The sequence below is a fragment of the Klebsiella pneumoniae complex sp. WS1778 genome (assembly GCF_049472055.1).
In the GTDB taxonomy this organism is placed as follows: Bacteria; Pseudomonadota; Gammaproteobacteria; order Enterobacterales; family Enterobacteriaceae; genus Klebsiella; species Klebsiella quasipneumoniae.
Window position 1 is genome coordinate 1,421,497 of record NZ_JBKGTJ010000001.1, and the last position, 20,075, is coordinate 1,441,571.

Annotated in this window: 21 protein-coding genes; 9 read left to right on the top strand and 12 right to left on the bottom strand. The window is 57.5% G+C overall.

Features of this window, described 5'->3' with window-relative positions; all coding sequences use genetic code 11:
- Nucleotides 1–5: 5 nt before the first annotated feature.
- Complete coding sequence (locus tag ACLEXF_RS07245) at nucleotides 6–197, top strand: YebW family protein (protein WP_002911395.1); 192 nt, start codon at nucleotides 6–8, stop codon at nucleotides 195–197.
- On the opposite strand, the gene pphA is transcribed toward ACLEXF_RS07245, so the two are convergent.
- Nucleotides 194–847, bottom strand: coding sequence for a protein-serine/threonine phosphatase (gene pphA / locus ACLEXF_RS07250; protein ID WP_407259716.1), 654 nt, complete (start codon nucleotides 845–847; stop codon nucleotides 194–196). The two genes, ACLEXF_RS07245 and pphA, sit on opposite strands and share 4 nt — an antisense overlap.
- Before the next feature lie 156 nt (nucleotides 848–1,003).
- Between pphA and ACLEXF_RS07255 the strand changes: the two genes are divergently transcribed.
- The gene (locus ACLEXF_RS07255; RefSeq protein WP_064149721.1) at nucleotides 1,004–1,972 is read left to right on the top strand and encodes a VirK/YbjX family protein; all 969 of its coding nucleotides are present in this window, start codon (nucleotides 1,004–1,006) and stop codon (nucleotides 1,970–1,972) included.
- 103 nt (nucleotides 1,973–2,075) lie between these two features.
- Nucleotides 2,076–2,219 (top strand): Ecr family regulatory small membrane protein, encoded by a 144-nt coding sequence (locus ACLEXF_RS07260; protein ID WP_064183818.1) that lies wholly within the window; start codon nucleotides 2,076–2,078, stop codon nucleotides 2,217–2,219.
- A 648-nt stretch (nucleotides 2,220–2,867) separates the two neighbouring features.
- Here ACLEXF_RS07260 and ACLEXF_RS07265 read toward each other — a convergent pair.
- Genes ACLEXF_RS07265 through yobA form a run of 3 tightly spaced genes read right to left on the bottom strand, consistent with a single transcriptional unit; the run spans nucleotide 2,868 to nucleotide 4,470 of the window.
- A complete protein-coding gene (locus ACLEXF_RS07265; RefSeq protein WP_002911404.1) occupies nucleotides 2,868–3,206 on the bottom strand; it encodes a YebY family protein in 339 nt (112 codons plus the stop codon).
- 16 nt (nucleotides 3,207–3,222) lie between these two features.
- Nucleotides 3,223–4,092 carry a copper homeostasis membrane protein CopD gene (gene copD, locus ACLEXF_RS07270; protein ID WP_135722190.1) on the bottom strand — a complete coding sequence of 290 codons (870 nt, stop codon included), beginning with the start codon at nucleotides 4,090–4,092 and terminating at the stop codon, nucleotides 3,223–3,225.
- Nucleotides 4,093–4,095: 3 nt separating this feature from the next.
- Nucleotides 4,096–4,470: a CopC domain-containing protein YobA gene (gene yobA, locus ACLEXF_RS07275; protein ID WP_065877427.1), complete on the bottom strand. Its 375-nt coding sequence runs from the start codon at nucleotides 4,468–4,470 to the stop codon at nucleotides 4,096–4,098.
- A gap of 112 nt (nucleotides 4,471–4,582) precedes the next feature.
- Here yobA and ACLEXF_RS07280 point away from each other — a divergent pair, with 112 nt between their 5' ends.
- Complete coding sequence (locus tag ACLEXF_RS07280) at nucleotides 4,583–4,813, top strand: DNA polymerase III subunit theta (protein ID WP_002911406.1); 231 nt, start codon at nucleotides 4,583–4,585, stop codon at nucleotides 4,811–4,813.
- A gap of 78 nt (nucleotides 4,814–4,891) precedes the next feature.
- Complete coding sequence (gene exoX / locus ACLEXF_RS07285; RefSeq protein ID WP_004203387.1) at nucleotides 4,892–5,551, top strand: exodeoxyribonuclease X; 660 nt, start codon at nucleotides 4,892–4,894, stop codon at nucleotides 5,549–5,551.
- Nucleotides 5,552–5,554: 3 nt separating this feature from the next.
- Here exoX and ptrB read toward each other — a convergent pair whose 3' ends face one another.
- The 3 genes from ptrB to ACLEXF_RS07300 form a co-directional block, all read right to left on the bottom strand.
- Nucleotides 5,555–7,615, bottom strand: a complete 2,061-nt coding sequence (ptrB, locus tag ACLEXF_RS07290; protein ID WP_371330341.1) for an oligopeptidase B — start codon at nucleotides 7,613–7,615, stop codon at nucleotides 5,555–5,557.
- Between the two features lie 120 nt (nucleotides 7,616–7,735).
- The gene (locus ACLEXF_RS07295) at nucleotides 7,736–8,395 is read right to left on the bottom strand and encodes a tellurite resistance TerB family protein (protein WP_004203389.1); all 660 of its coding nucleotides are present in this window, start codon (nucleotides 8,393–8,395) and stop codon (nucleotides 7,736–7,738) included.
- 195 nt (nucleotides 8,396–8,590) lie between these two features.
- Nucleotides 8,591–8,938, bottom strand: a complete 348-nt coding sequence (locus tag ACLEXF_RS07300; protein WP_004203390.1) for a YebG family protein — start codon at nucleotides 8,936–8,938, stop codon at nucleotides 8,591–8,593.
- Nucleotides 8,939–9,073: 135 nt separating this feature from the next.
- Here ACLEXF_RS07300 and purT point away from each other — a divergent pair, with 135 nt between their 5' ends.
- Nucleotides 9,074–10,252: a formate-dependent phosphoribosylglycinamide formyltransferase gene (gene purT, locus ACLEXF_RS07305; RefSeq protein ID WP_060656070.1), complete on the top strand. Its 1,179-nt coding sequence runs from the start codon at nucleotides 9,074–9,076 to the stop codon at nucleotides 10,250–10,252.
- 57 nt (nucleotides 10,253–10,309) lie between these two features.
- Here purT and ACLEXF_RS07310 read toward each other — a convergent pair whose 3' ends face one another.
- The 4 genes from ACLEXF_RS07310 to ACLEXF_RS07325 form a co-directional block, all read right to left on the bottom strand.
- Nucleotides 10,310–10,951 (bottom strand): bifunctional 4-hydroxy-2-oxoglutarate aldolase/2-dehydro-3-deoxy-phosphogluconate aldolase, encoded by a 642-nt coding sequence (locus ACLEXF_RS07310; RefSeq protein WP_002911423.1) that lies wholly within the window; start codon nucleotides 10,949–10,951, stop codon nucleotides 10,310–10,312.
- A gap of 38 nt (nucleotides 10,952–10,989) precedes the next feature.
- Entirely contained in the window at nucleotides 10,990–12,801 is a 1,812-nt protein-coding gene (gene edd, locus ACLEXF_RS07315; RefSeq protein WP_004203393.1) for a phosphogluconate dehydratase, read from the bottom strand.
- 222 nt (nucleotides 12,802–13,023) lie between these two features.
- Nucleotides 13,024–14,499, bottom strand: coding sequence for a glucose-6-phosphate dehydrogenase (gene zwf / locus ACLEXF_RS07320; protein ID WP_004203394.1), 1,476 nt, complete (start codon nucleotides 14,497–14,499; stop codon nucleotides 13,024–13,026).
- A gap of 10 nt (nucleotides 14,500–14,509) precedes the next feature.
- The gene (locus ACLEXF_RS07325; protein ID WP_032425929.1) at nucleotides 14,510–14,659 is read right to left on the bottom strand and encodes a hypothetical protein; all 150 of its coding nucleotides are present in this window, start codon (nucleotides 14,657–14,659) and stop codon (nucleotides 14,510–14,512) included.
- A 159-nt stretch (nucleotides 14,660–14,818) separates the two neighbouring features.
- Between ACLEXF_RS07325 and ACLEXF_RS07330 the strand changes: the two genes are divergently transcribed.
- Both ACLEXF_RS07330 and pyk read left to right on the top strand, forming a co-directional pair.
- Nucleotides 14,819–15,724 (top strand): MurR/RpiR family transcriptional regulator, encoded by a 906-nt coding sequence (locus ACLEXF_RS07330; protein WP_072096624.1) that lies wholly within the window; start codon nucleotides 14,819–14,821, stop codon nucleotides 15,722–15,724.
- 125 nt (nucleotides 15,725–15,849) lie between these two features.
- Nucleotides 15,850–17,292 (top strand): pyruvate kinase, encoded by a 1,443-nt coding sequence (pyk, locus tag ACLEXF_RS07335; protein WP_002911440.1) that lies wholly within the window; start codon nucleotides 15,850–15,852, stop codon nucleotides 17,290–17,292.
- Between the two features lie 57 nt (nucleotides 17,293–17,349).
- On the opposite strand, the gene ACLEXF_RS07340 is transcribed toward pyk, so the two are convergent.
- A complete protein-coding gene (locus ACLEXF_RS07340) occupies nucleotides 17,350–18,684 on the bottom strand; it encodes a 2-hydroxycarboxylate transporter family protein (RefSeq protein WP_407259712.1) in 1,335 nt (444 codons plus the stop codon).
- A 416-nt stretch (nucleotides 18,685–19,100) separates the two neighbouring features.
- Here ACLEXF_RS07340 and ACLEXF_RS07345 point away from each other — a divergent pair, with 416 nt between their 5' ends.
- Nucleotides 19,101–20,048, top strand: a complete 948-nt coding sequence (locus ACLEXF_RS07345; RefSeq protein WP_004203397.1) for an AEC family transporter — start codon at nucleotides 19,101–19,103, stop codon at nucleotides 20,046–20,048.
- Nucleotides 20,049–20,075: the final 27 nt, after the last annotated feature.

Here is a 20,075-nt window from a genome sequence, read left to right on the forward strand (position 1 = left end):
CCAGGATGTTTGCCTTAGTGTTGTTTATTTGCTATCTGGATGGCGGCTGCGAGGACATTGTGGTTGACGTCTACCGCGAGGAAACGCAGTGCCTGGTGGCGATGGAAGATCAGCGGATCCGCCACGGCGGCTGCTACCCGATAGAAGATTTTATTGACGGCTTCTGGCAACCCGCCAGCGAATACAGTGACTTTTAGTCTGCCGACTGCAGCGCCACCAGCGTCAGCGTGCCGCCGAACACAGCGCCGGTGTCAATATAGTGTTGATTGTCGTAGTCATAACGCGCGCGAAGCGGCGTATGGCCAAACCAGAAATGGTCAGCCCCGGCGATAGCGCCATGACGCCCCGCCAGATGTTCACTCAGACGATGGCGGCTCCACAGGACCCGCTGGGGATCCACCGGCTGCTGCCAGCGATAGACCGGCGCCGGATAATCGGCATGGGCGATCACATGCCGCGCTTTTGCGCACTCCACTTCAATAATCAACGGCAGCCGCTGACAGCGCGCCAGCAGGCGATCGACGTCAGACCGCTGCCGCACGTTGCTCCGGGCGTACCAGTCGCCGCCGTTCATCTGCCAGAGCGTCATATCTCCGCTCTCCAGCGCCTCCAGCGCCATCTGCTCATGATTCCCGCGCACAGCCCGGAACCAGCGGCTGCGCAACAGGCCGAGACAGTCAGCGCTTTGCGGCCCGCGATCGATCAGATCGCCCACCGAGATCAGCAGATCGGCCCAGGGATCAAAGCGCAGTCGGCGCAGGCGCGCCATCAGCAGCGCAAAGCAGCCATGCAGATCGCCCATCAGCCAGATATTACGCCAGTCTCTGCCATTAATACGCTGATACATATAATTACCTCTCTGCTGTAATTATAGGTAATTCCAACTTATAGCCGCTGTTTTTTATTTACACCTCAATCGATTTTAAACAAATGGCAAATATAGTCGGCCAGAGGATTAAGCTTATCAGCGCCTCGTTTTAAAATAGCAGGAAATAACAACGAGGTGTTTATCGTGACAGACAATAGCCTGCATTCATCCAGCGTGCTTACGCCGCGCTCGCATCTCATTGCCGATCTGGTGATGGGTAGATTAACACCCGCACCTATATGGCGGCAGAAAAATTACCGCTTTAAATTTCTGCTGCGCACGGCATTATTTTATAGCCCGACCAAAGCGATGCTGGAGGCGCTGAGCGCTCGTGACGATTTTAACCAGCTGCTGGCGGCGCAGGCGACGCTGCCGGGGAAAGTGCACCGTCAATATCTAACGCGCGATCTCAACGCCTGGCAGCGAGCGATGGCGGTAATAAGCCATTATCGCTATGTCGATACCCTGCGCAGTTCCCGGCTGGCGCATGCCATGACCGCGGTGTGCGAGGTCCCGTTGCTGACGCTCAATGGAAAGGATCAGCGCCAGTTTTCCCTCTCGGCCTCTTCGGCCGGGAAGGCCGAGCGTGAGGGTGAAACCACCCTGTGGCTGCGCGACAGCGATCATACCCTGCTGGCCAGCGCCACCTTCAGCGTGACCTGGGATGGCGAAGCCTGGCAGCTGGTCATCGGCGGCTTGCAGGGACCGCGACGCCACGTTTCTCATGAGGTGATCAAGCAGGCGACCCGCGCCTGCTACGGTCTGTTCCCGAAGCGCCTGCTGCTGGAGTTTATCTGGCTGCTGGCCGCTCGCAGCCATATCGCAGCGATTTACGGCGTTAGCGATAATGGCCATGTGTTTCGCGCCCTGCGCTATCGCCTGAGCAAGGGGCGCCATTTCCACGCCAGCTACGACGAATTCTGGCAATCCATCGACGGCAAGCCGGAAAGCCCCTGGCGCTGGCAGCTACCGCTGCGTCTGGAAAGAAAACCGCTGGAGAGCATCGCCAGTAAAAAACGGGCCGAATACCGGCGTCGATTCCAGCTGCTGGATCAGCTGGCGGAGCAGGTGGCAATATTGACGCAGCCACTGCCGGGCGAGTAATTTCACGACCAGTGAACTCGCCCCGTCACGCGGCGTTTGCTTATTATGTTCTTATTTCGCTACTATCATGGTCCCCGCAGACCACTGGATAGTCGTTAGCATGATAAGTAAAACCGAAATTTTCCTGCTGATTATTCTGGCGGTCGTGCTGCTGGGCAGCATATGGTTTATTTTCAGCAATGAAATTTGGCTTCTACTCTGCTATCTGGAAAGTCAGATATTTCCCACCTTCAGCGTTCCGGAATAATACCGGACGCCCGAAACTACACCCCTCAATATTATTTCCCGCCATTTCGGGGGGCGCGGACGGCTAATCGCATGAATTGCCAAATCAATAAGGTTTTGTTTATTCTATTTATCATACAAATATGTATACTAGCAGCCTTCCGATGTTGGCCCGCCAGTTAACCTGCACGCCGGGCCTGTTTAGGTGCAGGTTTTTTCTTTTCCTCTCCCCTCGCTTACGGTTCCGCCTTCCCCATACCGTTCTTCCGCAGGATGCAATTTGTGTGTAAATGAATTGTGTATGCTAAAAACGGTGTGCTATAACGGGACATCCAGAAGCCAGCCTGGTGATTGACTGAATTGACTGACAGGATGTCGCTGGTGATCGCGAAAGCAGACAGATTAAGATAAAAAGAGACCGAATACGATTCCTGTATTCGGTCCAGGGAAATGGCTCTTGGGAGAGAGCCGTGCGCTAAAAGTTGGCATTAATGCAGGCTAAGTCGCCTTGCACTATAAGAATAGTTTAACGCGTCAGCTTTTCCAGTCTGCGGCCAATGTGGCCGAATAATTCCTGGAAAAGTGGGCGCTGCCAGCAAAAAAACCGCCACTGCCGTTGTCCGGCAAGGGCGGTTTTTTTTATGCCATTACAGCGAGATAGCGCGAAAATCTAGCAGAGCTTCTGCGCGCGCTCGATAAACGGCGCGAGGCTCATTTTTTGCCCAGGATGCTGCGGATCGTCGATCTGGATCACTGAGATCGGCTGGGCGGTGGTTTTGCCGGCTTTGACCTGCTGCTCAGCCACCTCATTGAGCGGATACTGGACCAGGGTGCTCGGGTTGATAGCGTAAAGGGCATTGCCCGGACGACAGGTCAACATCACTTCTTCACGGTTGAACGCCCAGCTCTCCTTCCCTACCTCAAAGCGGCTCACGGTGATAATTTGCGGCGCCGCCAGTGCAGCGCCGGAGCTTGCCAGTAACAACATGGTCAGAACAATTTTTTTCATGATTTTGCCAGTTAATTCAATAAGGTTCCCAAGTGGCAAACAGACTGACGGCCAGCAGCGCCAGCGCGCCCAGCCCTATCTCAGCCTGCGTGGTTCGCAGGATCAGACTTTCCGCCCGCGAACCGCTTGCCGACATGCGCGGTACCAGAACATACCTGTTCACTAACGCAATTACCACCATCCCGGCCACCAGCGCACATTTGATCAACAGCAGACGTCCCCAGGGCGATGCGCCAATCATCCCTCCCTGGATCAACAGCGCATTGATCGCCCCGCTGGCAAGGGTGCCGGCGACGGCCAGATGCCCGTAACGTGAAAAGCGCGCCATGGTATAGACCGCGGCCTGCCGCCAGCGCCCCTGCGCCAGGCGCAGGCAATAGATAAAGGGCAACAGGCCGCCGAACCAGCTGGCAACGCAGAAGAGGTGGACAGCATGATTAGTCCGCTGCAGGGCGCCGAGTAAACCATCATGCATGGCGGCATGCCCTACCCCAGCGGAAAGCAGCAGCTGGGCCGCCAGCAGGGCCACCAGCTGGCGAGCGCCATGTCGGGGACGGATCCACACTACGGCGAGGGCGATCCACGCCAGCAGGATCTGCCAAATCCACACCCCGCCGAAGCGGGTGCCCGCCACCGCCCGCCAGACGGCGGGTTGCCAGACATCCGCCCAGCCGTCGCCCATCAATCCCCCCTGCAGCAGATACAGCGCCAGGGTAGAGAGGGCGCCGATCAGCAGCAGCGGGCGCAGCAGCGGATAGAAGCGCAGCATCAGTACGCGTCGCAGCGGCACCGGCGCCCACCAGGCGCCATACAGCACGCAGCCAAAAGCCAGCATCAGGGTGATAAAGTGCCCAAAGCGCAGAGTAATGTAGAGCCCGGTCAGCATCGCTTACTTCACGCTAAAGGTGTATTGCCCTTTGGTTTTATGGCCATCCACTGAGACCACATGCCAAGCCACCGTGTATTCTCCCGGCGGCAAGGTTTCCGCTACAGGCACGGTGACCTGGGCGGGGTTGTCGGCGCTGCGGGTCAGTTTGCCGGTGGCCACCGCATGCTGCTGAGGGCCGGTGACGGTCACTCCGCTGAACGCGGGTTCAATGCCTTCGGAGAAACTGAGCGTCAACGTCTGCGGGGAGGCCGCCAGCTGCGCCCCAGCGGCGGGGATCTGCTGCTCCAGGTGAGCGTGGGCGAGCGCGCCCGCCGCGGTTAATAGCCCGGCAAACGCAACGGAGAGGCGCAATGCGCGTCCAGCAAGAAGTCGCATATTCGTCATTCCCTTTTGTTATGTCTGTAGCACAGAGAATAACCCTGTATAATGGCAGAGTCGAGCCGGGCGTCAGGCCCTGACCGGGTTTACAAGCAGAGTGGAGTGTATGATGGAAAGAAATCTGGCCAAAATTTCGCAAGATGAGATGGATAAAGTTAACGTCGATCTCGCCGCCGCCGGCGTCGCCTTTAAAGAGCGGTATAATATGCCGGTGGTCGCTGATTTGGTCGAGCGTGAACAGCCCGCCCATCTGCGCGACTGGTTCCGCGAACGGCTGATCGCCCATCGGCTGGCCTCCGTTTCACTGTCCCGCCTGCCCTGGGAGCCGAAACAGAAATAATGCCTACTTGCCTCCTCGCCGTCGGTTGGCAAGCCCGGCCAATTACTTTACGCTTATTGTTTTGCTCTGGAGCGAGCCATGCTGCGCGTCATTGATACCGAAACCTGCGGACTGCAGGGGGGCATCGTTGAAATCGCCTCGGTCGACATTGTCGACGGGCAAATCACCAATCCCATGAGTCATCTGGTGCGTCCTGACCGCCCCATCAGCCCGCAGGCGATGGCTATCCACCGGATTACCGAAGAGATGGTCGCCGATAAGCCGTGGATTGAGGAGATTATTCCGCACTATCATGGCAGCCCGTGGTACGTCGCGCATAACGCCAGCTTCGATCGTCGGGTGCTACCGGAGATGCATGGCGAGTGGATCTGTACGATGAAGCTGGCCCGCCGGCTGTGGCCGGGGATCAAATACAGTAATATGGGGCTCTATAAATCACGTAAGCTGAACGTGGCCACGCCGCCGGGGCTGCATCACCACCGGGCGCTGTATGACTGCTATATCACCGCTGCGCTGCTGCTGGATATCATCAACGTTTCCGGCTGGACGCCTGACGAAATGGCCGATATCACAGGTCGGCCGGCGCTGCTCACCACCTTTACCTTCGGCAAATATCGCGGTAAAGCCGTCGCCGAGATTGCTGAAAACGATCCAGGCTATCTGCGCTGGTTATTCAACAATCTCGACCGCATGAGCCCAGAACTACGCCTCACGCTCAAGCATTACCTTGGGGAATAGCCCCTACACTGCCGCTTTCCCCGGCAGTGTCCCCTGCGCCAGGGCGATGAAAAAGGCGTACTCCAGCGCCACCCCCTCATAGCTTTTAAAGCGCCCGGATTTTCCGCCATGCCCGGAGTCCATATCGGTGCAAAGCAGCAGCAGGTTATCGTCGGTTTTCAGTTCACGCAGTTTTGCCACCCACTTCGCCGGCTCCCAGTATTGCACCTGGGAATCGTGCAGCCCGGTGGTCACCAGCATATGCGGATACGCCTGCGCCTTCACGCCGTCGTAGGGGCTGTAGCTTTTCATGTAGTGGTAATAGGTTTCATCCTGCGGATTCCCCCACTCTTCAAATTCGCCGGTCGTCAGCGGAATGGTCTCATCCAGCATGGTGGTTACCACGTCGACGAACGGCACCTGGGCTATCACGCCGTGGAACAGCTCTGGACGCTCGTTAACGGCCACCCCCATCAGCATCCCGCCGGCGCTGCCGCCTATGCCATAGCAGAGCCGCGGGTCGCCGTACCCCTGAGCCAGCAGCGCGTCGCAGACGTCGAGATAGTCGTTAAAGGTATTTTTCTTACACAGGAATTTACCGTCCTCATACCACTGCTGACCCAGCTCGCCGCCGCCGCGGACATGGGCGATGGCGTAGACAAAGCCGCGGTTGAGCAGGCTCAGCCGACTGGCGCTGAAATCGGCATCGATACTGTCGCCATACGAGCCATAGCCATAGACCAGCAGCGGATTGCTCCCTTTACGAAAATGGTCGCGATGGTAGACCAGCGAGACCGGGACTTCGACGCCATCGCGGGCGGTCACCCACAGGTGCTCGCTCTGATAGCAGCGGGTGTCCAGCCCCTTTACCTCCTGCTGCTTGATCACCCGTCGTTCGCCGGTATCCATATCCAGTTCAAACAGGGTGTCGGGCGTCGTCATCGAGGAGTAGCCGTAGCGCAGGCGCGACGTTTCGGGCTCCGGATTATAGGCAAGCCAGGTGACATAGGCCGGATCGTCAAAGGCGATCCCCACCACCTCCCGGGTCTTGCGGTTAATCTGCCGCAGACTGGTCAGGCCGCGCTGACGCTCCTCGACGACCAGCCAGTCGGTAAACAGGGTAAATCCTTCAAGCATCACGTCGTGACGCGGCGGGATCAGCGTGGTCCACTGATCTTCATCGCGTAGCACGGTACGATAGAGACCAAAATTCTTCCCGTCCCGGTTGGATCGCAGATAGAAGGCGTGCTGATAGTGATCGAGGCTATATTCATGATCTTTACGCCGCGGCAGGAAGCAGACCGGCTCAGCGTCTGGCAGTTCGGCGTTGAGCAGCAGTACTTCGCTGGTGGTGGCGCTGGAGAGATAAATCACCACGAACTGCTGGGATGTGGTTTTATGCACGCTGACGTAGAAGGTCTCATCTTTTTCCTCGTAGACCAGCACGTCGCTCTGCGCCGGCGTCCCGACGGTGTGGCGCCAGACCTGATAAGGAAGCAGCGTGGTGGGATGTTTACGCACGTACCACACAAAGCGTGAATCATTGCTCCAGGCAAAGCCGGAGGTGACATTTTCCAGGGTCTCCGGATACCACTCGCCGTTGCTGAGGTCGCAAAAACGCAGACCGTACTGGCGACGGGAGAGATAATCTTCCGCCACCGCCATCAACTGGTTGTTGGGCGCAATACCCAGCCCGCCCAGGGTGTAAAACTCGCTCTTTGCCGCCCGCTGGTTGGCATCAAGCAGGATCTCCCACTCGTCCCACTCTTCTTTCAGCACCGACTGTCGCTGGTAGATAGCGTATTCGCAGCCCGGCTCATACACCTGCCGGTAGCGAAAGCCGTTTTTACTATAGGGGGCAGAGACTTCCCGCTGCGGAATGCGGTCGATAATCTCTTTCAGCAGACGCTCCTGCAGGCTGAGCTGCGAATCCATCACTTGCTTGCCGTAGGCGTTTTCCGCGTGCAGATATTCCAGCACATCAGGCCGCGCGCGTTCATCGTCGCGCAGCCAGTAATAGTTATCGATGCGTGTATCGCCATGCAAGGTCATGGCGTGAGGGATCCGTTTGGCTTTAGGTGGCATGTTATTCTTCTGCTGCTTTTTCGTGACACAAGAGCATTCAGGCCGCAGGGTGGCGCCTGAATGATGACGTGTCTATAAGGGTGGCAAAAGACGCGGGCGATGCAAGCGAAACGTGATAATTTAAACGCTTAGCGCCTGTTTTTGTGACTGGATGTCCTGTTCGATGTCGGCCCGGACATCTTTTGGCAACGCCAGGGCCTCACCCAGGGCGTTGAGATAGCTGCGCTCCATAAAGTGGTCGATATCAATCACCGCGCAGCTGACGTAGTAGATCTCCAGCGCCTCCTGCGGGTCAACGATGCCCTCGGCGAGACGCTGCGGATCCAGCGGCTGAGCCAGCGCCTGGTCAATCAGCACCCGGGCCTGCACGTCAATATTGGCCTCCCGAAGCTGGGCTTCAATCCTCGCCCGCTCGTGATCGTCGATATGACCATCGCTTTTGGCGGCAAACACCAGGGCGGTGATCAACCGCACGCTGCGCGGATCGACCTCCGTCGGCGCCGCAGCCGTCTCGGGTGTCGGAGCGGGCGTGTTCTGAGCGCGCATTTTCTGCTGATACTTGTTCCACAATACGGTACCCGCCACCGCCCCACCGCCAGCCAGCAGCGCGCTGGTGCCATATTTCGCCAGCAGCTTGCGTGACGATTTGCTGGCCACCAGCAGCCCCGCCAGCCCGCCGATGGCGCCGGGCAGCAGGGCGCTCCCTTTTGACGACTCGCCGGACGGCGACGCGCCCTGCTGTCCGAGCAACGACTGCAGTTGATTTAGCCAGTTAGCCATGGTTTTCCTCTCAGGTGACAAACACTGTTATCAGCCTAAACGACGCGATGTCAGGAAATGTTAGACATGGCTAAAGATGCGCAAAGGTGCGCGCGGCGGGGGCTCCGGGTCCAGCCGACCAACCGACCAGCCCATCAGCCCATCAGCCCATCAGCCCATCAGCCCATCAGCCCATCAGCGGCTGACCGCCAGCCATCAGGCCGCTTTGGCTTTCCGCGTTTTGGCAGCTGGCGCGGCGGCCTCTTCCGCCGGGGAAGCCTCAGCGTCCGTTGACGGCGCGGGCGCATCGTGCGCAGTCGCATCCTGCTCCGGCAGTCTGCCGGCGCGCAGAATATGCTGCAGCGCCTCTTTACGCTCCGCCAGCCACATCGCCATGGTATCGCGCTGGGCATCGTCCATTTCCAGCGGCGATGCTACCAGCCAGTCATTCAGCACCTCTGCCAGATCGAGCATTTTGTCGTAAGCGTCGGCCTCTTTTTTGCTGGCAAAAGACATTTTTTCCTCACCTTCGCGGATCACTACATATTTAATTTCAACCGCCATGCTGCAGCCTCTTAGTACTGTATTTTTATACAGTATAGCAAATTTCCCTTCCGGACTCAACTCACGCGCATAAAGACAGACGCAAACGTTTTCGTTTATAATCGACCGCATCTTTTTTTACTGCGGAAGAGAGTTATGACTGTATTAGGCACCGCGCTGCGCCCGGCAGCCACCAAAGTTATGCTGTTAGGCTCCGGCGAGCTGGGTAAAGAAGTCGCCATCGAATGTCAGCGTCTGGGCATTGAAACTATCGCCGTCGACCGCTACCCCGATGCCCCGGCGATGCAGGTCGCCCACCGCGCCCACGTCATCAATATGCTGCACGGCGAGAGCCTGCGCGCGCTGATCGAACAGGAAAAACCCGATTACATCGTGCCGGAGATCGAAGCTATCGCCACCGATACCCTGGTCGAACTGGAGCAGGCCGGGCAGAAAGTGGTCCCCACGGCGCGGGCAGCGAAGCTCACCATGAACCGCGAAGGCATACGCCGTCTGGCGGCCGAAGAGCTGCAGCTCCCCACCTCCAGCTACCGTTTCGCCGACAGTGAAGAAGCCTTCCGCGCGGCGGTAGCGGAGATCGGCTTGCCGTGCATCGTCAAGCCGGTGATGAGCTCCTCCGGTAAAGGCCAGAGTTTTATCCGCTCGGCTGACCAGCTCAGCGAAGCCTGGCGCTACGCCCAGCAGGGCGGCCGCGCCGGCGCCGGGCGGGTGATCGTCGAGGGGGTGGTAAATTTCGACTTTGAAATCACCCTGCTCACCGTCAGCGCCGTCGATGGCGTGCATTTCTGCGCCCCGGTCGGCCATCGTCAGGAAGACGGCGACTACCGCGAGTCCTGGCAGCCGCAGCAGATGAGCGACCTGGCCCTTGAACGCGCGCAGGATATCGCCCGCAAGGTGGTGCTCGCGCTGGGAGGTTATGGCCTGTTCGGCGTGGAGCTGTTCGTTTGCGGCGACGAGGTGATCTTCAGCGAAGTCTCCCCGCGCCCGCATGACACCGGAATGGTGACGCTTATTTCGCAGGATCTCTCGGAATTCGCCCTGCACGTTCGCGCCTTTCTTGGATTGCCCGTCGGCGCTATCCGCCAGTATGGTCCGGCCGCTTCCGCGGTGATCCTTCCGCAGCTGACCAGTCAGAACGTCAGCTTCGGCCAGCTGCAGTCAGCCGTCGGAGCTGGCCTGCAGCTGCGTCTGTTCGGCAAGCCGGAGATTGACGGCACCCGTCGTCTGGGGGTGACCCTCGCCGTCGCCGATTCGGTGGAAGAGGCTGTGGCGCGGGCTAAAACCGCCGCCGCGGCGGTTATCGTCGAAGGGTAAAGACAAAAAAACCCGGTCGCGTTGCCGCTAACCGGGTTGTTGACCTTGAGGTGCGGTTTACTTCGCGCCTTCCACCGCTTCACGCGCCAGGGTGGTGATGCGATCGTAGTCGCCAGCTTCCAGGGCGTCGGCCGGCACCAGCCAGGAACCCCCGATGCACAGCACGCTGTTCAGCGCCAGGTAATCACGGTAGTTAGCCGGGGAGATACCGCCGGTCGGGCAGAAACGAATGTGACCGAACGGACCCGCAATCGCCTGCAGCGCTTTCACGCCGCCGTTGGCTTCCGCCGGGAAGAATTTAAACTCTTTCAGACCGTACTGCATGCCCAGCATCAGCTCGGAGACGGTGCTGATCCCTGGGATCAGCGGAATAGTGCCGTCTTCGGTCGCCGCTTTCAGCAGAGATTCGGTCAGCCCCGGGCTGATAGCGAACTGCGCGCCGGCTTCCGTTACCGCTTTCAGCTGCTCGACGTTGGTCACCGTGCCCGCGCCGACAATCGCATCCGGCACTTCTTTAGCAATCGCGCGGATCGCCTCCAGGGCGCACTCGGTGCGCAGAGTCACTTCCAGGACGCGCACGCCGCCCGCGACCAGCGCTTTCGCCATCGGTACCGCGTGTTCCAGCTTTTTCACTACGATAACCGGGACAACCGGACCGGAGGTGAGGATTGCTTCTGCTGTTGTTTTCCAGTTTTTCATCAGGATTTTCTCTCGCCAGATCTACAAATTAAATCGTCTTAAAAAGTGATGCAGGTTGCGCCCTGCTCCGCGCCAGAGAGCTTCTCACGCAGCGCCCCAAACATCTCCCGACCGGTTCCTACGCGCGACGCGCTGAGGTCAGGGATATGCGGCTGACGCGCCGCCAGTTCGGCATCGTCCACCAGCAGCGTCAGTTCCCCCGTCTGCCCGTTCACGCGAATAAGGTCGCCATCGCGCACTTTCGCCAGCAACCCGCCGTCATAGGCTTCAGGCGTGACGTGGATGGCTGACGGGACTTTACCGGAGGCGCCAGAGAGTCGGCCATCGGTCACCAGCGCTATTTTGAAACGGCGGTCCAATAATACACCAAGTGGCGGCATAAGTTTATGTAATTCTGGCATCCCGTTCGCTTTTGGCCCCTGATGACGGACCACCACCACGCAGTCTTTGTCCAGCAGACCCGCTTCGAAGGCCGGCAACACGTCGTGCTGGCTCTCGAACACCACCGCCGGCGCTTCGATCACCTGGTTCTCAGCCGGGACTGCCGAGGTTTTCATGACCGCGCGTCCCAGGTTACCGCTCAGCACCTTGGTGCCGCCGTGACGGGAGAACGGTTTCTCGAATGTCGCGATGACCTGATCGTCAAGCGGCGCCGTCGCCCCTTCCCGCCAGTCCAGCTCGCCGTTGTTGAGCCACGGCTCGAGGGTGTAGCGCGACAGACCGAAGCCAGCGACGGTGTGAACGTCCTCATGCAGCAGGCCGCCTTTCAGCAGCTCGCGCACCAGAACCGGAACGCCGCCCGCTGCCTGGAAATGGTTGATATCCGCCGGACCGTTGGGGTAGAGGCGCGCCAGCAGCGGTACCACGTCTGACAGGTCGGAGAAATCATCCCAGTTAATGATAATGCCCGCCGCGCGGGCCATCGCCACCAGGTGCATAGTGTGGTTGGTGGAGCCGCCGGTCGCCAGCAGCGCCACAATGCCGTTGACCACCACTTTTTCGTCAAACATTTTGCCCAACGGCATCCACTCGTTGCCATTGCCGGTCATGCGGGTGACCTGGCGCGCGGCGGCGGCGGTCAGCGCTTCCCGCAGCGGAGCATCCGGATGGACAAAGGACGAGCCCGGCAACTGCATGCCCATAAACTCCACCACCATCTGGTTGGTGTTCGCCGTACCGTAGAACGTACAGGTTCCCGGCGCGTGGTAAGAAGCGGCTTCGGACTCCAGCAGCGCCATGCGGTCAACTTTGCCCTCCGCGTACAGCTGGCGAATGCGAACCTTTTCTTTATTAGGCAGGCCGCTGGCCATCGGACCGGAGGGAATAAAGACCGACGGCAGGTGGCCGAATGAGAGCGCGGCCATGGTCAGTCCGGGCACAATTTTATCACACACGCCGAGGTACAGAGCGCCATCGAACATGTTATGCGACAGGCCGATGGCCGCGGACATGGCGATCACTTCGCGACTCAGGAGAGAGAGCTCCATGCCGTCCTGTCCCTGGGTCACGCCATCGCACATCGCCGGCACGCCGCCGGCCACCTGACCGACCGCATTGGCGCTGTGCAGCGCTTTGCGAATGATATCCGGGTAGTGTTCATAGGGCTGGTGCGCGGACAACATATCGTTGTAGGAGGTGATGATGGCGATGTTGTTGCGCAACATGCTTTTCAGAGAGGCTTTGTCGTCGGCCTGACAGGCCGCGAAACCGTGAGCCAGATTGCCGCAGGCCAGTTGCGCACGATGCACGGTGTCGGTTTTGGCCTGGTTAATCCTTGCGAGGTAAGCCGCGCGGGTATCACGCGACCGTTCGATAATGCGATTTGTTACCCGTAACATTGTCGAATTCATAAAGGCTCCTCAAAATTTTATCTGTCCGGCCGCTGCGAGATGACGTGTTTTGGTGCCCGAAGCCACCAACACCAGCGCTCAGGGGCAAAATATCTGAAGGCAGTGTAATAAAAAAAGCCCCGTGGGTGAATCCTCACGGGGCTTAAAAGATTAAAAAGCGTGCGACTTTCTGCGTCAGATCATGTTACCGGTAAAATAACCCTGACGGATAAGATCGCGAGCTTACTCAAACTCGTTCCACGAGCGTCCATCGCGGGTGATCATGGCCACCGAGGCCACCGGTCCCCAGGTCCCGGCCTGATACGGTTTCGGCGCATCGCGGTCGGCCGCCCAGGCTTCGGTGATGGAGTCCACCCACTTCCATGCCTCTTCCACTTCATCGCGGCGGACGAACAGAGCCTGGATACCGCGCATGGTCTCCAGCAGCAGACGTTCATAGGCATCGGCCAGATGCGTCTGGTTGAAGGTTTCGGAGTAGCTCAGATCCAGCTTGGTGATCTGCAGGTTGTGCTTATGGTCGAGGCCCGGCACTTTGTTCAGGACCTGGATATCCACCCCTTCGTCCGGCTGCAGACGAATGGTCAGCTTGTTCTGCGGCAGCTCCTGCCAGGTCTCTTTAAACAGGTTCAGCTCCGGCGTTTTGAAGTAAACCACCACTTCGGAACATTTGGTTGGCAGACGTTTGCCGGTACGCAGATAGAACGGTACGCCAGCCCAGCGCCAGTTATCGATATCAACGCGGATCGCCACGAAGGTTTCGGTGTTGCTGGTTTTGTTCGCCCCCTCTTCTTCGAGGTAGCCTGGCACTTTTTTGCCCTGGGCAAAGCCGGCGGTGTACTGGCCGCGAACGGTTTTCTCGCGCACATTGGAGCGGTCAATACGGCGCAGGGATTTCAGCACCTTGACCTTTTCATCACGGATGCTGTCGGCGCTGAGATCGGACGGCGGCGACATGGCAATCATGCACAGGATCTGCAGCAGGTGGTTCTGGATCATGTCGCGCATCTGTCCGGCCTGGTCGAAGTACCCCCAGCGCCCTTCAATGCCTACCTCTTCCGCGACGGTGATTTCCACATGATCGATGGTACGGCAGTCCCAGTTATTGACGAACAGAGAGTTGGCAAAGCGCAGCGCCAGCAGGTTGAGGACTGTCTCTTTTCCGAGGTAGTGGTCGATACGGTAGACCTGGCACTCTTCAAAAAACTCGCCGACCTGATCGTTGATTTCCCGCGAGGTTTCCAGCGAGGTGCCCAGCGGTTTTTCCATTACCACGCGCGCAGGCTTGGCATTGAGCTTCGCTTCGCCCAGACCTTTACAGATGGCGCCAAAGGTGCTCGGCGGCATGGCGAAATAGTTGATGGTGACGCGATTCTTTTGGTCCAGCATGTCACCCAGGCGGGTGAAGCCGCTGGTGTCATTGACGTCAAGATTACAGAACTCCAGGCGGCCGCTCAGGGAATCCCACAAACCTTCATCAATTTTTTCCTTCATGAAGGTTTCCAGCGCTTCGCGCACCACTTTGGTGTAAGCCGCTTTATCCCAGTCGGCACGGCCGACGCCAATGATCCGGGTGTCGGCGTGGATCTGGCCCGCCTTTTCAAGCTGATACAGGGAAGGCAACAATTTACGCCGCGCCAGGTCGCCCTTCGCGCCGAAAATGACCAGGTCGCATGCCTGGGCCGTTTGCGTTACCGCCATGTCATTCTCCTCAGTTGATAGTCTGGTGCTTTTGCCAGGCTATATTTGTAATTTTCTTACACTGCACTGTACTGTGTTTACCTGTTTCCCGAAAGCCTTCCCCTCCGTTTGCAGCGGGAAAACCGCACAGGGTGAAAACATTCGGCGATGATTTAGGCATCTGGCTGATATTGTTCGTTGTTTGTACCTGTTTCAGGTCAGTAAAATACGACTCTGATCATGTAATGAAAAAAAACAACATTTTTTCCCGTCATTCCTCACCGCTTGCGCTTGCGGAGGGGTATATTCTTGCTAAAACGCCCGATGATTTCACCCATTAATGAAATCGTTTCCATTGATGAGCGCCCTGTTACTAATGAACATGCTGGAAAAAATCCAGTCCCGACTGGAACACCTTAGCAAATCTGAACGCAAAGTGGCGGAAGTGATCCTTGCCACCCCCGCGCAGGCCATTCATTCGAGCATCGCCGCCCTCGCCCTTGAGGCCGGAGTGAGCGAACCGACCGTCAATCGCTTCTGCCGTAGTCTCGAAACCCGCGGCTTTCCTGACTTCAAACTGCATCTCGCCCAGAGCCTTGCGCACGGCACGCTCTATGTTAACCGCAATGTTGATGAAGACGACAGCGTTGAGTCATACACGGGAAAAATATTTGAATCGGCCATGGCGAGTTTAGATCAGGTCCACCATTCTCTCGACATGTCGGCGGTGAATCGTGCGGTGGATCTGCTGACTCAGGCAAAAAAAATCGCCTTTTTCGGCCTCGGCTCCTCGGCGGCGGTCGCTCATGACGCGATGAACAAATTTTTCCGCTTTAACGTGCCGGTCATCTATTCCGACGACATTGTCCTGCAACGCATGAGTTGTATGAATTGCGATGACGATGATGTGGTGGTGATTATCTCACATACCGGAAGAACCAAGAGCCTGGTAGAGCTGGCGCAGCTGGCGCGTGAAAACGATGCCATGGTGATCGCTCTCACCTCCCCCGGCTCGCCGCTGGCCCGGGAAGCCACGCTGGCCATTACCCTGGATGTGCCGGAAGATACCGACATCTATATGCCGATGGTCTCGCGTCTGGCCCAGTTGACCGTCATTGACGTGCTGGCGACAGGCTTTACCCTGCGCCGGGGGGCAAAATTCAGAGATAACTTGAAGAGGGTCAAGGAAGCGCTGAAGGAATCGCGTTTTGATAAAGAACCGTTCGTACCCAGTGATAATCAATAAAAGTTGATAACAAGCAGTACCCCATTACACCTTCGATAACGATCCGGCTGTGCGACGTTGCAGGCTGGCGCTACCGAATCCATGTTCACGCAACACCAAAGTTGTATCAGTCAACGGAGTATTACATGTCCAGAAGGCTTCGCAGAACCAAAATCGTTACTACCTTAGGCCCGGCAACTGACCGCGATAACAACCTGGAAAAAGTTATCGCCGCGGGCGCAAACGTAGTGCGTATGAACTTCTCTCACGGCACCCCGGAAGATCATCAGCTCCGTGCCGATAAAGTGCGTGAGATCGCGGCAAAACTGGGCCGTCACGTGGCCATCCTCGGCGACCTCCAGGGACCAAAAATTCGCGTATCGACCTTCAAAGAAGGCAAAATTTTCCTCAACGTCGGCGATAAATTCCTGCTGGACGCCAACCTCGGCAAGGGCGAAGGCGATAAAGAGAAAGTCGGAATCGACTATAAAGGCCTGCCGGCGGACGTCGTGCCTGGCGATATCCTGCTGCTCGACGATGGTCGTGTGCAGCTGAAAGTCCTCGAAGTTCAGGGGATGAAAGTCTTCACTGAAGTGACCGTTGGCGGCCCGTTGTCCAATAACAAAGGGATCAACAAGCTCGGCGGCGGCCTGTCTGCCGAAGCGCTGACCGACAAAGACAAGGCCGATATCGTCACCGCCGCTAAAATCGGCGTCGACTATCTCGCCGTCTCCTTCCCGCGCTGCGGCGAAGACCTGAACTACGCCCGTCGCCTGGCGCGCGATGCCGGCTGTGATGCGAAAATCGTCGCCAAAGTCGAGCGTGCGGAAGCCGTCTGCGATCAGGACGCCATGGACGACGTGATCCTCGCCTCCGATGTGGTGATGGTTGCCCGCGGTGACCTTGGCGTCGAAATCGGCGATCCGGAGCTGGTGGGCATCCAGAAAGCGCTGATTCGTCGTGCGCGTCAGCTGAACCGTTCCGTCATTACCGCCACCCAGATGATGGAGTCGATGATCACCAACCCGATGCCGACCCGTGCGGAAGTCATGGACGTGGCCAACGCCGTGCTGGATGGTACCGATGCCGTGATGCTCTCCGCGGAAACCGCTGCCGGTCAATACCCGTCGGAAACCGTGGCCGCGATGGCGCGCGTGTGTCTGGGCGCCGAAAAAATCCCGAGCCTCAACGTCTCCAAACACCGTCTGGACGTCCAGTTCGACAACGTGGAAGAAGCGATTGCCATGTCGGCGATGTATGCCGCCAACCACCTGAAAGGCATCACGGCTATCATCACCATGACCGAATCAGGCCGCACCGCGCTGATGACCTCGCGCATCAGCTCCGGTCTGCCAATTTTCGCTCTGTCCCGCCACGAGCGCACCCTGAACCTGACCGCCCTCTACCGCGGGGTGACGCCGGTGTTCTTCGACAGCCAGAATGACGGGGTGGCCGCTGCGCACGATGCCGTCAATCTGCTGCGGGACAAAGGCTACCTGGTCTCCGGCGATCTGGTGGTTGTTACCCAGGGTGACGTGATGAGCACCATCGGCAGCACCAACACCACGCGTATCCTCACCGTCGAGTAAGCCTCGGTGTCTACCTGCCAGCGATACGGCTGGCAGGTTTTTTTGCCCTCCGGCAGGCTACACCATCCAGCTCAGTAATAGCGTCGCGGCGATCACCGTCGACGCCCCGCCGATACGCGTCGCAATCTGTGCAAACGGCATCAATCCCATGCGGTTTGAGGCCGAGAGAATGGCCACATCCCCCGTTCCGCCTAACCCGCTGTGGCAGCTGGTGACAATGGCGGCTTCCACAGGATACATATTTAGACGTGAAGCGATAAAGAACCCGCTCAGCGCCATGGCAATGACAATTGAGCCGCACACCACGACGTAGCCAACGGAGAAGACCGATACCACGCTCTCCAGCGGTACATACAGCATGCCCAGGCCGATCATCAGCGGCCACACCAGCGCGGCGGAGACGAACTTGTAGCAGCTGTGTGCCCCCAGCTCCATCGCCGCCGGGATAACTTTGGTATATTTGCAGAATACCGCCGCCAGAATCATCAGCACCGGCCCCGGAATATGCACCACCTTCTCCAGCAGGCCGCCGACAATAAAAAAGGCACAAATCATCAGCAACCCGGCGCCCATGAGCTGAAAATCGGTCGGCTGCGTACTCTGATTCTGCGCAAAGACGCTGTTATCTTCATGGCTGCGGATCAGTAGCCCGTTGCCGGACAGCGCCGGGCGACGGGCGCCCATGCGGGCCAGAAAGCCGGCGCAGATAATGGCGAAGATGTTACCCACCACCGCCGCCGGCGCCAGCTGGGCCACGTAGACATCAGGCGTCTGCCCGAGGATCGCCGAATAAGCCAGCGACAACGGCAGGATCCCTTCGCCAATGCCGCCGCCGATAATCGGCACAATGATAAAGAAGAAGGTGTGATACAGACTGTAGCCGAATAAGCTGCCCACCAGCAGGCCGGTGGCGATTGCCGCGCCGGACCCAACCACCAGCGGGACAAACATGCGCACCATCCCCTGGATCAGAATCGTGCGGTTCATTCCCAGGATACTGCCGACCACCAGGCAGGCGATGACGAAATAGAGGAGATTGGCCTCCTTCATCAGCAAATGCACGGTATCGAGCGTATGCGCTTCAAACACGCCAAAGTAGACCAGCACTGAGGGCATCATCAAACACAAAATCGCCGGACCGCCAATATCTTTTAACACCGGCACCATGCGGCCAATTTTCGCCAGCGCGAACCCCAGGGTCATGATGACCGCCAGTCCGCCAATCATGTTTTTTGGCAACAACCCCGCGCCCGCGGAGAGCGCCACTATCGCGGCGATACCGATGAACAGCGTTAATGGCACAGCGCCGACTTCGATATTGGCGAAAAGTCGAGTCGCTTGCCCGTTCGGCAATGTTTTATCTATCGGTTGGTTGAGTGAATTATTTTTCATATTTTTACCTGAATAATAAAGAGGTCACGTAGGGTCAGGATGCAATATTAAAATTGCGCAGCACTATGAATTCAAAAGCGCTAAACGCCGTATCAACTAAATACACCGAAACGGTAACACAGGACTTTAAAACTAAAAACGACAACCGTATTAACGCTGTCGGCTTTGTGACTGAGCCATAAAGTTTATTTTAAGTAATTTAATTTATTATCACGAAGCTAAAGTTATCGTCCGCTAAAATAATAAACCCTGTTAATGCAACCCTATGATTTAATCCTCTTTTCCCTATTTGTAAGTAAAGTAGCCAAGGCGAAATTATTTAAAGCCAGATGACTGTGATGGCTATCACCTTTTAAATGTTAGGGGATCGTTAGATTGGCAGCACAACAAACCGATAATATATGTCAGGACCTTTTATGCCTTCACTGCTCTTGCAATCTCTTTTCCCGTTGGTATTTATCATGCTGCTCGGATGGCTTAGCGGCAAACTCGGCTATACCCGCCGTGAGGACGCCTCCGTTCTCGCCACGGTAGTTATCCGCTTTGCGCTTCCTTTTCATCTTTTTATCGGCGCATTACATACCAGCCCGGATAAAATAAAAAACTTCACCTTTATGGCGGTGCTGGTTATCGGTCTAATGGGGTCGTATTTTCTTACGCTACTGATCTCGCGCTATGTTTTTCGTCATGATATTAAAACTAGCGCGATTCAGTCGCTGGTTTGCGCCTTCCCCGATATGGCCTACTTCGGCGCCCCCGTGCTGGCGGTGCTGATAGGTCCGGAGGGCTTTCTCGGGGTGCTTATCGGAAACCTGGTGACCAGCGTGTTGATGATCCCTCTGACCATCATCCTGATCCGCATGGGAGACCAGCCCGGAGACGCTGGGGCTCCCCAGCTCCACGCCGGGCAGTTGATCCTGCAAAACCTGCTGAAAGCCGTGAGAAACCCCATTGTCTGGATCCCCATTTCCGGCGTACTGCTCAGCCTGGCCGGGATCCAGCTGCCGCATCTGCTCAGCGTACCCGTTGAAATGGTGGGTAAAATCGCCGGCGGTCTGTCACTCTTCGCCCTTGGGCTGCTGTTTTACGGTGAACGTCCGACGGTCAATATTCAAACCTGCACCAACATCAGTATTAAAAACCTGATCCAGCCGGCCATGATGGCGCTGGCCGGGCTAGCCTTTGGGCTCAGTCATACCCTGATGCAACAGGTTATTATCATCGGCGCGACGCCTTCCGCTATCGCGGCAGGGATGTTTGCCCTGCGCAGCGATACCTATATTGAACCCGCCTCATCTTCTATTTTGCTGGGCACCGCCATCGGCGTGGTCACCGAAGGCGTCATGATTTATCTCATTTCGTAATCACGGAAATAAAATACCTAGACATCA